General features: G+C 34.7%; 10 protein-coding genes. 2 read left to right on the forward strand and 8 right to left on the reverse strand.

Annotated elements, in window-relative coordinates:
* Positions 1–18 precede the first annotated feature (18 nt).
* From GB992_RS11495 to GB992_RS11515, 6 genes are all read right to left on the reverse strand, one after another.
* The gene (locus tag GB992_RS11495; RefSeq protein WP_161002558.1) at positions 19–1962 is read right to left on the reverse strand and encodes a DNA methyltransferase; all 1944 of its coding nucleotides are present in this window, start codon (positions 1960–1962) and stop codon (positions 19–21) included.
* A gap of 21 nt (positions 1963–1983) precedes the next feature.
* A complete protein-coding gene (locus GB992_RS11500; RefSeq protein ID WP_161002559.1) occupies positions 1984–2538 on the reverse strand; it encodes a DUF536 domain-containing protein in 555 nt (184 codons plus the stop codon).
* Positions 2539–2814: 276 nt separating this feature from the next.
* Positions 2815–3750 (reverse strand): replication initiation protein, encoded by a 936-nt coding sequence (locus GB992_RS11505; RefSeq protein WP_063490264.1) that lies wholly within the window; start codon positions 3748–3750, stop codon positions 2815–2817.
* Between the two features lie 794 nt (positions 3751–4544).
* A protein-coding gene (locus tag GB992_RS11510; protein ID WP_161002560.1) for an IS5 family transposase occupies positions 4545–5332 on the reverse strand; the annotation gives its coding sequence in 2 pieces (ribosomal slippage) (positions 4545–5074 and positions 5074–5332; 789 coding nt in all).
* A gap of 38 nt (positions 5333–5370) precedes the next feature.
* Positions 5371–5541 (reverse strand): hypothetical protein, encoded by a 171-nt coding sequence (locus GB992_RS11660; protein ID WP_162855700.1) that lies wholly within the window; start codon positions 5539–5541, stop codon positions 5371–5373.
* 355 nt (positions 5542–5896) lie between these two features.
* On the reverse strand, positions 5897–6484 hold the full coding sequence (locus GB992_RS11515) for a site-specific integrase (RefSeq protein WP_013279411.1): 588 nt from the start codon (positions 6482–6484) through the stop codon (positions 5897–5899).
* A 77-nt stretch (positions 6485–6561) separates the two neighbouring features.
* Here GB992_RS11515 and GB992_RS11520 point away from each other — a divergent pair, with 77 nt between their 5' ends.
* Together GB992_RS11520 and GB992_RS11525 are read left to right on the forward strand one after the other, a co-directional pair.
* Positions 6562–6825: a type II toxin-antitoxin system PrlF family antitoxin gene (locus GB992_RS11520; protein ID WP_001748062.1), complete on the forward strand. Its 264-nt coding sequence runs from the start codon at positions 6562–6564 to the stop codon at positions 6823–6825.
* Entirely contained in the window at positions 6825–7172 is a 348-nt protein-coding gene (locus tag GB992_RS11525) for a type II toxin-antitoxin system PemK/MazF family toxin (protein WP_024002471.1), read from the forward strand. Before GB992_RS11520 ends, GB992_RS11525 begins: the two co-directional genes overlap by 1 nt.
* 150 nt (positions 7173–7322) lie before the next feature.
* Here the strand turns inward: GB992_RS11525 and GB992_RS11530 are convergent, their stop codons facing one another.
* Entirely contained in the window at positions 7323–8243 is a 921-nt protein-coding gene (locus tag GB992_RS11530) for a hypothetical protein (protein ID WP_161002561.1), read from the reverse strand.
* 6 nt (positions 8244–8249) lie between these two features.
* Positions 8250–10886, reverse strand: a complete 2637-nt coding sequence (locus tag GB992_RS11535) for a DEAD/DEAH box helicase family protein (protein WP_161002562.1) — start codon at positions 10884–10886, stop codon at positions 8250–8252.
* Between the last annotated feature and the right edge of the window lie 85 nt (positions 10887–10971).

Genomic DNA, 10971 nt, shown 5'->3' on the forward strand with positions numbered 1-10971 from the left:
TTTTTTTTAGCCATTAGTTTAGTCCCTCTTTCCATAGAAGCTTTGATTAAATTGATAATCCTTATCGGAAATCAGGTCACGGACATCGGCATCATCAATATTATTGAAGTTGTAGTAAAGTTGATTCTTATCCAATAATTTAACTAATAACCGTTTTTGTTCTTCAAAAGGCAAAGCTTTACGTTCTGCATCATTTTCATATTTATCAAGATCCACTCGAAAGTCGAAATCTGCTCCCACTTTCATGCGTTTATATACAGCATCTAATTCATTTATATCTTTAGCCGCTAGCAGATCTTTTAAGTAGCCTTGATTCTTTTCCATCAACTCTGCATAAACAAAGGAGCCGCCACCTTGCCAATTTACGTCTTTGGAAATTCCACCCTGTTCACCATCCATTACTTTTTGCAAACGTGGCACTGAAACCGTATTAATATAATCCATCTGTTCGATACCAATAAATCGCCGATGCATCTTCATGGCTACCGCTTGGGTAGTTGCTGAGCCCATAAAAAAATCTAAAACAATATCATTTTTATCTGTTGAAAGTTCTAAGACACGTTTGATTAAGTCTTCAGGTTTAGGATTAGTAAAAACATCTGATCCGAATATTTGTCGTAAATGTTTAGTCGCAGATGTATTTGTATTAGTATTTAACCAAGAAATACTATTGTTGACAGAAATATCATGCCATATAGTACTTGATGCTTTTCCTTTTCCTGCATCCTTTATGTCCTCATAGTAAGCTTTTAATTGCGGCCTCGTTTTCCCTTTAGAACCAAATTTAATACGCCCACTTTTAAGTAATTTTTTAAACTCTTTTTCAGTTGTTCTCCAGCAACGTCCCTTAGGTGGAAAATAGGTTTTATTTGTATTAGGATTAACGATTGCGTATTCTAAATTTTTTCTAACATTTGGTGCATCAAACGGTTCAATTCGGTATGGGCCAAGACCGTCATTGTCATTGAATTTAAATGATTCTTTATCTAAACTTAATCGGAAATCATTTTTATTGATCTGGTTTAAGTCCTTAGCATAAATTAAAATATGATTACTATTTAGTGAAATGAAACCATCACTTGATACAGAGGCTCTAGATTCCCAAGTTACATCGGCAATAAAATTATTGAATCCAAAGATACTGTCAGCTAAGACTTTTAAATAATGTACACCTTCATCAGACATAGTAATAAAAATAGTTCCTTTTTCGCTTAGAAGTTCCCTAGTTATTTCTAACCTATTTTTCATAAAAACAAGCCATGAAGATAGTTTGAAATTTGAATTGTAAGAAAAAGTGTCAGATGGTTTGTTGATTTCAAAATAATATGGTGGATCCAAAAAAACAGATTTAATGGTTCCTGTATAGAATTCTTTCAAGCTATATAAAGCGATTAAGTTGTTCCCCTTAATGATTAAATTATCTTGACCAGAATAACTAGATATCTTATGTTCACCACTTTGATCATACTTTTTAGTATTGACAAAAATTTTAGGCTCTAGTAATTCATCAATTTCAGGTTGAGCAATGGTTTCATTTAAAAACGGTTCATTAGCAGGTACGTCTTTATTATCTAAGTCTTCTTTTGTCATACCGGCTTTTAAAACAGTATCCTTAAATGGGAAATCTAAAACAACGTCAGCAGATTCATCAACAAACTTTCCATTAGCTGTTAAACCGATTTTATTTGTATATTTTGTATAACTGTCTTCCCAAAATTCTTTATATTCAAACATTTCAATAAATTGATTGAGTTTAAATACTTCGTTGTCAGCAATTTTTTCTACATAATTTTTATGTATTAAAGGATCTTTAAATAGCTTTGTCATCAATTCACGGTCAAATTTATCCAAGTCATTAATTACATTATTCCGTTTCAGAGAACCCTTACTAGTTAAATACTTGTTTCCAAACTCTCCTAAAATACTTTTGACTTGAGACATTATCTTAGGCTCTATTTCCATTCTTAATCCACCCTTTAATTTTTACCAAAAATGCCACCAACTCTTATTGGGTTTATTTTTATGCATTCTTTTTTGTTTTTCATCAACAACATGATTTTGCTTGTCGTTTTTTCCCTTGCTGTGACTAGCATTAGAACTATTCGACAAGGTATCGTCCTTGTCGTTTGATTGTTGCTGTTGACTTGCACTAGAAGGTTCAAGCAATCCACTCAATTTCCGAATGTGCTCTTTTAATCGATGGTTTTCTGTTACCGTTGCTATCTGTAATTTTTGTTGCTGGTCTAAGGCTTGTTGTAAATTTGCAATTTGTTGATCTTTAACATCAAGTTGCTTCAGCAAGATCTGATCAATATTTTTGTCCTTGTCGTTTTCAGCTTGCCGATTTGGTTGTCGTTCTTGTCGTTTTTGCTTGTCAAAATTAGCAAGCATTTTAACGCCTTGGTTGTCTATTTCTAGATGGTTTTTAACTTTGTAAGTGTGTTTGCTTCGAAAGCCATTAATGCTATTAATACGTTGATTAATAGCTTGTTTTGACAAATTAAATTCTTCTGAAAGTTGCCGAATAGTCTTGCCCAATAGTTTCACCGCCTAATTAATCCGCCTTAAATTATAAGTTAAAAACGACAAGAAAACCAATCGACAACCAAGTTTAAGTTTTGCTTGTCGATTGGTTTTCTTTAGGTATCAATCTTCAAGCTAAACTATAATTGATTTGGTTCTGGTTGTTGCCACCAATGAATGTTGCTTTAACAGTAAATATCCCGAATTAACAACAACTAAAGTTTGCATCTAGTTTTTTCCCTAACGGCTTGTTTTGATACACCAAATTCATCAGCAAGTTCTCTAATAGTTTTAGGCATGTTTTCCAAACCCTTTTCGGAGTTCAGCAAGTGCTTCTTGTCTTGCTTGATCTCTGATTTTTTGATCATGTTCAGCTTGTTTTTCAGCCAGTACCTGTTTTTCAGTTGTTCCTAAAGGCAAGCATTTAACTTTGTCAATTGCACGCCACTTTTCTTTATCTGATAATTCATCATTGTGCTGAATGTTAAAGAGTTTTTGACGCTCATCTTGAAATTTGCCTTGAGAAAAATCATTTGCGTCCTTTCTTTCAGGTTTCCAAGTAAAAGAATAACCGATAACTGGTTTTCCTCTGCCTTTACCATATTTTTTTCTAATCGTTAGCCCTCTAAAAAGCGGGGTTAATTCTTCTCTAATTGGCTTAATAACCTTTTTGTCAACATTTGAAGGACTATTCCAATAACTTTTAGGTATATCAAGCAATTCAAAAAAATCTTCTTTAGAGAAATAAGAATAGCCAGTAGTTCGAAATTGCTTAATTAGACGAAACATTGTTTTAGCGTAACTGCTTTTTAAATTTCTAAATTCTGTTAGGGCATAACGAACCCAACTTTCTAAATCGTTTAGCAAGTGCAATGCTTTGGGATAAATCTGAATATCAACATAAGGTTCTTCAGCTTCACCTTTAATTTCAAATTCAGTAAACATAACAAAAAATTCACGATTTAAGCCACTCTTACTTCTACGGCCAAACCTAAGGCTGAGGATCTTTTGGTATGTATTTTCAATATCATCAATAAAACGTTTATTTGCGGTTGGTTTATAGTTACTAAGCTCTTTTAACTGGTCAAAAGAGAAACGAACAGTTTTATTCCCTTGATCCCGCATGCGGGAAACAATTGAAAAAAATAAATTCATCTCAATTGGGGTAAATTTTCTCAAGGGAATAGTATTCAACTCAGGATCATACTTAACTAACTCATTAGACATGATTATCACCTCAAACACATGTTAAAATAAAAGTACCTTTTTATCAAGTACAGAACTTATAAAGGTACTTGATAAACAGACAAAAGGTACTTGATAAACAGACAAAAGGTACTTGATAAACAGACAAAAGGTACTTGATAAACAGACAAAAGGTACTTGATAACCTTCTGTGAGCCTTGGGAGAGTAAGGCTCAAGAGGGGTCTAAAAGAGGTTTAAAAGAGGTTTATAAAAGAGGTTTAAAAGAGGCACCACTGTACGAGGTCAAAACCTAGCAACAAAAAACACAAAGGAGTGAGCCCAAAACCGGCTCACATTAAATTTCAGTCGCTACGTTCCTTGCGCCTCACTCCGTTCGTTGCCTAAAAGGTGTGGCAAGCCACATTCAATACGGGCGCTGACGCCCCGAACCCCGTCCAAGCTGAACCAGCTTGACCGCTTTTTCACTCGCCGTTAGGCAGGAAAGCAAAGTTTCTATAAAACTTTGGCTTTCGCCATTTCAGTGTTAAGACTGGTTTAGAGCTGTCAATTCCTTATGCTCCCACGCTACGCTCGTCCGCTACCATTGACAGCAAACAGTTAGTTTTTCTGAATCTTAACAAGACTTTAACTGCTATATTCGTTTTTAAAGGCCTTATTTTTCGTTTCTAGCGATTTTAAGACTATTTATATATATTTATACCAAAACAAAAATAAAAAGCCCTCAGTGAGCTTTTAGAGGGCTAGATGACGAAATCAGGACGATTAATAATATCTTCTTGTCTTTTTTGCAAAACATAAGTGTCTAAGAAGCTGTCTAAAATCTCTTAAGTAATAGTGCTAAAAACGCTAAAACGACCATTTGCAGACTGGTGGTTAATTGACGCTCACAATTTTTCCAAAGTCGCCGACAATTCTCTAGCCAACTAAAGGAGCGTTCGACTACCCAACGTTGGGGCATGACTTCGAATCGATGCAACTCATTGCGCTTCGCAACCTGCACGGTTGCGTTTAAATTACTGGCTACATCGAGCTGAAAATTAACGCCTGAATAACCACCATCAACTAAGACATTTTGCACCTGGCGTAAATGCATGGCATGTAAAGCGATCATTGCACTGGCCCCGTCTCGATCAGAGACGTTCGCTCGCGTGATGTGAATGGCCTGCGGAAAGCCATTGATATCAACTGCCAGATGGCGCTTAATCCCCGAGATTTTCTTACCAGCGTCGTAACCTTTGTTTTCAGCAGTAGCGGTGTTTTTGACGCTCTGAGCGTCAACGATAATAAAGGAAGTTAAAGCTGAACGTCCTTGGTAAGTTCGCCGAGCAATGACAATTTTTTTAAAACTTGTTCCAATAAAGAATCAGCCGTAGGCTCAGCTTTAGTTGACCAAATTTTGTAATAGTTGTAAACTGACCGCCATTCTGGGAAATCACCGGGGACTTGACGCCATTGGCAACCGGTTTTCAAGACATATAGGACCGCACAGAAGACCTCGTAGAGGTCATATTTTCGAGGCTTAGTTCGCTTACGAAAATTTTCTAAAGCTGGTCGAATTAATTCAAATTGTTGCCGAGTAATATTGCTGGGATAATTTTTCATAGCTTAAACTCGCTTTTTACATAGAAGTATATCAAAAATCATAGATCTTGGACAGCTTCTAAGGAATCATAAAAATTCCTCTTGATCTCATCAGGTTCATTGACAGAAGCTTCAAACAATTCTTGAAGATCAATTTGCCAAAGATCAGCAAGCATTTCATCAATTGGTTTTAATACTCTCTTTTCGTCAATCTTAATGACTCCTAACATTAAAATAATGACTTCAGTTTAAATTCACAGATCTTACAGCACCGTTATTCAAAATTTGTTACCAAGCTTATAAAGATTATCTGCACAAAGCAATTAAAAAATTTTGGCTTAAAACAGCGTAATCTGCAACACTTTTTAAATATTTAAAACATAACAATCTTAGTCAGGTGCAAACATAAATTGAATTAAAAATACAGTCAATTCAACAACAGCAGAAATTGATTTTATGGTTATCAGCAGACCTAGTGAAACGAGGTCAATGCGCACTTACACATAGAATAAATTCTATGTTGTGCTAGACCCATTAAAAACCTGTATCAGAAGTCGCCGTTGGCGACAACAAAATCAAACTAATTTACCCAAAATCAATTTGGTTCAACATGTTTTCTGTACTTGCTTGATCCAAGCCTAAATAAGCTAAAGTCATGGCTTCACTTGAGTGATTTAGTAGGTGCATGACTAGGCCAATATTGTAATTTGATTGCGTATAAACACGATAAGCCCCAGTTTTGCGCATTGTATGAGTACCTAGATAATTAATTCCTAATAGATCGCCAACCTTACTCATAATTTTGTAGAACTGTTTTTCAGTAATATGGCGTTCTGGGTGTTGAATTGAAGGAAAGAGCCATTCAGAATCCAGCTTATGATCAAGCAGCCATTGACGGTACAATAAGAGCTCTGTTTGAACAGGTTTAAGGTACAAGGTATTAGGTTTACCAGTTTTTCGGTCATGAATAAATGCATTTTGTTTAATAGAACCGTCAGGATTAAAAATATCGGCCTGTTTTAAGCCCATAACGTCACTCACTCGCAGTAGCGTCGCTTTACCAACTTGAAAAATCGTATAGTTACGTCGGCCAGCTTTAAAGTTATTGAGTAACGTATCTTGAACCTCTTTAAGAACGTTTGAATCTTTGATGGGTAAAACAACTTGTTGCATAGTCTTTTCTCCTTTTCTTGAGATATTAAAGCAGTTATGTTATTATTTTTGTAAGGAAAAAGTAAGGAGATGATATTGTGAGCGCAGGTAATGTAACTAAGGTTAGCTCGAAGATCACAAGTAAAAATCAGATTACAATTCCTAAAACAGTACGTGAACTGTTAAAAGTTCGGTCTACTGACACAATTGAATGGCAGATTGAACCAAATGGTAAAGTAATGATTGTTCGTAGTAAACCGGATCTATGGCAACTTGTTGATGAACAAGAAAAAAAGTTTGGAAATCTCAGTACAACAGAAGTTGATTGGGGTAAAGACGTAGAAAGCGAAGACTTTGATTAATGAAATTAAAACAAGGCGCTATTTTATGGATTAATTTAGATCCGGCTAAGGGCACTGAAACTAAGAAAAAGCGACCGTGTTTAGTTGTAAGCAACGATCACTATAATCGCTATTTTAATACGGTGCTAGTTGTGCCAATCAGTACCTCTGACAAATATCGTACCCAAGAAAAGTATGCTAAATCGCCGTTATTTATCAGGATAGATAACGGGAAAATTCACGGGACGGCGTTATTGCAACATGTCCGTGCTGTCGATCCAACAAAACGATCAGATGGCGAAGTTGTGGCCACTTTATCTCAGCAAGAAATTAGTTCAATTAGTACAAAGGTCCAACAATTTTTCTGAAAAACAGATGTTATTTATTGATAAAAGAAACAAAATAGCCCCCAATATCTACATTATAGATATTGGGGGCTATTCTTTCAACGTTTTCGAGGGGCGATTTGATAGCTATAGCCCCTGCGATAATTTACTTGGTTTCTTAAGTTAAGTAATTTATTCAGTGAGTTCTTTCTTTAATTCTCTTTTCCAATTTGGGGAATGGATTATTCTCTTTTTTTCTAAATTTCCCCTTATAATTTCCCGTTTTGAGAGTTTAGACAATTTTTTCCAAGAATCAGAGAAGATATAAATTGCATTTCCATATATGGCGGAATCTAAAACATATATTTTTTTGTTTTCAAAGCAAAAAACCACATAGCCGTTATAATTGCCGATTCCCCGATATTCAGCATCTGGTTTAAAACTTTCAATATAATTAAATCGCTCTTTTATTAAATGTTTTTCACTTTCAGAAACATTAGAATAGCTTTTTCCATTTTTAAAAACATTCCAAATCTTTTTTCCTTTAGGGAGAACTTCCCAGGGGACTATTTTTATAATAGGGGTTATTCTTTGTCCTTTAGTATCAAAAATGAACGTTTCTGCTCTTGAAAATATCTCTAAAACAAGATTAATGCAAAATCTAATATTATCAAACTCAGCATCAACATTAGTGAATGTTTTATCTATAACTAGTAATTGATTGTTATTGTGTTGAGAATCTTTTAGGTAATGGAAATAATAGTTTTTTGGTGGCGTAAAGTTCTTAGGATAACCTAGATAAGGCACTTCGCTAGTTCCAGAGTGCCATGTTCCACCCCAATCTTTTAATGACCAGTTTTGTGCTCTATACTGCGTTTCTTTGGGTTTAGTTTTATCAGCAATAAATTCACCAACTGTATTTCTTTTAGACATAATACCTATATATGGTTGTGGCATAAATAAAGTTTTTTTTGAATCCATCACATCGAAATATTGGGTCAATATATTTTTTACTTTTGAATCCACTTGCACTCCTATATAGAAAGTACCATTCTCATCGATGTCAGCTAAATACTTTTTAACACTTCTGATTCTTTTCATTTTTATTTCCAATTTTGTTCACCCCTCATTAAAATCTTTTTCTATAATATTTAAATCAGACATTTCTTGCTCAACATTTCTGCCATCATTATAAGTAAAGAATTTAACACCATAAAGCTTAACTTGATCATTCTCACCAACAAGTTCAATATTCTCAGGACGAATACTTTCTAAGAGTTCTTGTTTCCACTGATCCTGATCAAGCAATTGGGGTCCCTTAGGCTCAATATAAATTTGATAACAAAAATCTTTATTCTGTAAATAGAGGATAAAATCAGGCATGAAACCGGCATAATGAGTTGTCTGACCTTTAAATTGATGTAGCTTGAAATTAGTATTGCGTTCATCATTTCTAAATAAATAAATTTGACTATATTTTTGACTTAATCGGTCAACAAAAGCGCCGATTAAGTCAACTAAAGACTTCTCCAGCTTATCAACAATGGCTTCTTCAAAAACAAACCAAGGTTTATTTTTCATTGAGTAGGGTAAGATCATTTCACTGACTGATTTATTAAAATGTTTGGCAACTTTCTTTTGGTAGTCCCTAATTAAGAATTTTATAGGAACTGGAATAAAGCGCTTTGTTCCGCGTTGTCTTTGATAGTTATTGATAATCTGTTTTTGAACAAAAGTTAAATATTTTTCAACTGCTTTAAGTTGCTGCTCTCGATTTAAGGATGATGAACCGTTACTGACACGAGCATACAAACGAATATTTCCCAACCAATTATCAGCTGTCATAAATTCATTTAACGAATTCAAAGTAGGAATATACCGCTTTAGAGAATTAAACCGATAGAACTTATTACGTGAGAAAGCTTTTTTTACTAAGATTACTGCGTCTCGAAACTTAAATAAAAACCTGGTCTCTGTTAAAGGATCTTTCTCAATAGCAACAGCATTGTAATTTGTTTCCCAAGTGCTCTCTACCAAATTGACTTCTGCCATTGTGGTGGTATTAACCCCATAACGGTCAAGGCAATTAAATTCTTTATCTGGTACAGGCTCAACTTCGTTGTAGTAAAGATTACCCTGTTGATAAACTTTAGAGTGTTTAAATGACGGTTTAACATTAGTTTCAAAAACATCAAAATCACTATCATCTTCGACAGGTAGATCCATTTTGTCCAATGATTTTTTTAGGTTATCTAAGTACTTCGGATCATTGATGGTGTGATAGTAAAGACTTTCCAATAATTGATATTTTGGATTCTGATTATCGAAACGGCGCGTATAAGAAATTTTTCCCTGATAAGCAAAAGGATTGTAGCGTGCTCCTCGACCAATCAACTGAGCTTCACTGTTTGTTTGGTTCAAGGTAGTGGATTGTTCACCAATCCGCACAATATCATAAAGGTTTAAAACGTCCCAGCCCTCACTTAACTTAGCGACGGCAAAAATAACCCGAAAGGGATTATCAGAACTTTCCAAGGTATTTAGATTATGCAAGTCATTTAAATCGCCTAAGATTCCTTCTTTGGCACTATCGTTAACATTAATAGTATTCATAGCCTGAAAGTCACGTTTTAATTCAACAATTGCAGTACCCAAATCTTGCGATAACCAGTAATCATAAGCTTGTTTCAATGCTTGACTATGGCTAGTGTTTTGTTGATGTTTAAGAAAATCGGTTAGGTCCGTTATATTCAACTGTGAGATCATGCTTAAAAAAGTTGTTCGAGCATCTTTAGAAACCGCAATTTTATTAGACTTAAACAAGATTACCGGTTTAAAGTCAGGTATTTTTAATTCATTGGCAATTCGCTTACGATACTGGCTGAGCAAAACAGCATTCAGCATTTTGTTCTCATCGTCGTTATTTGCTTGTAATCGATATACCCGTTTAGAATATCCTTGGTGAATAAAACGGCTTAAATCGTATCTATAAACAATCTTTTGACGATATTTTTGATAAATCGCTTCATTTTGTAAATCTAGAGTTGCAGTAAACTCGAATTGACGATTATGTTTATTAGCTTGACGAATACGATCCAGGACATATTCCCAGGAACGTTCTTTTTGGTCCTCTTTACTTTTAGTACCAGCACTAAAATGATGAGCCTCGTCGGCTAAAACAACTAGTTTATGAGCCTTAAAATCATCATAAGTGAGGCTGTTTTCTTTGGTTTCACTTAACTCATTGGTCAAGGTTTGAATAGTTGTTAATCTTAAATAGATCACACCATCCTCTGGTGTACTAGGAAACCGAGTTACTGAGCGAAGCTCGATTCTTTGACCATGGATAGTTAAAGGTTGGGAAAAAAGATATTTAGGTGAAGCAGTATTTAATAAATTGTCATAAGTCTTAGCCACCACAGCATTTGTATTTACCACAAAAAGAAAGTTATGATAAGTAAATTCAGTATACAAATACAAGATCAGGGCAGCTAAAACGTCTGTTTTACCACTACCAGTGGCCATATTAAAAAGTAATTGATTATATTGGTAATCAGCTAATGGCTGTCGCTGTGTCCAGTCTAGATTAACTAAAGCTTGATTTTGGTAAGGTCGTAATTGGTGCTTTAAATTGCCTTTAATATATTCTGGGATAATAAAGGGCTTTTCATTACTAAGAAGATCAATCTTACGTTTGTTTTCCAATAAATCGACCAGTGGGAGTTCAATTTTGCGCATAACTTTTTTTTTAGCCATTAGTTTAGTCCCTCTTTCCATAGAAGCTTTGATTAAATTGATAATCCTTATCGGAAATCAGGTCACGGACATCGGCATCATCAAT

It is taken from the genome of Furfurilactobacillus milii (genome assembly GCF_009863985.1).
Taxonomy (GTDB): domain Bacteria; phylum Bacillota; class Bacilli; order Lactobacillales; family Lactobacillaceae; genus Furfurilactobacillus; species Furfurilactobacillus milii_A.

Excerpts from the sequence above, each read along its gene's own strand:
- GB992_RS11495 (WP_161002558.1), bottom strand. The coding sequence starts at position 1,962 with ATGGAAATAGAGCCTAAGATAATGTCTCAAGTCAAAAGTATTTTAGGA.
- GB992_RS11505 (WP_063490264.1), bottom strand. The coding sequence starts at position 3,750 with ATGTCTAATGAGTTAGTTAAGTATGATCCTGAGTTGAATACTATTCCC.
- GB992_RS11660 (WP_162855700.1), bottom strand. The coding sequence starts at position 5,541 with ATGTTAGGAGTCATTAAGATTGACGAAAAGAGAGTATTAAAACCAATT.
- GB992_RS11515 (WP_013279411.1), bottom strand. The coding sequence starts at position 6,484 with ATGCAACAAGTTGTTTTACCCATCAAAGATTCAAACGTTCTTAAAGAG.
- GB992_RS11525 (WP_024002471.1), top strand. The coding sequence starts at position 6,825 with ATGAAATTAAAACAAGGCGCTATTTTATGGATTAATTTAGATCCGGCT.
- GB992_RS11535 (WP_161002562.1), bottom strand. The coding sequence starts at position 10,886 with ATGGCTAAAAAAAAAGTTATGCGCAAAATTGAACTCCCACTGGTCGAT.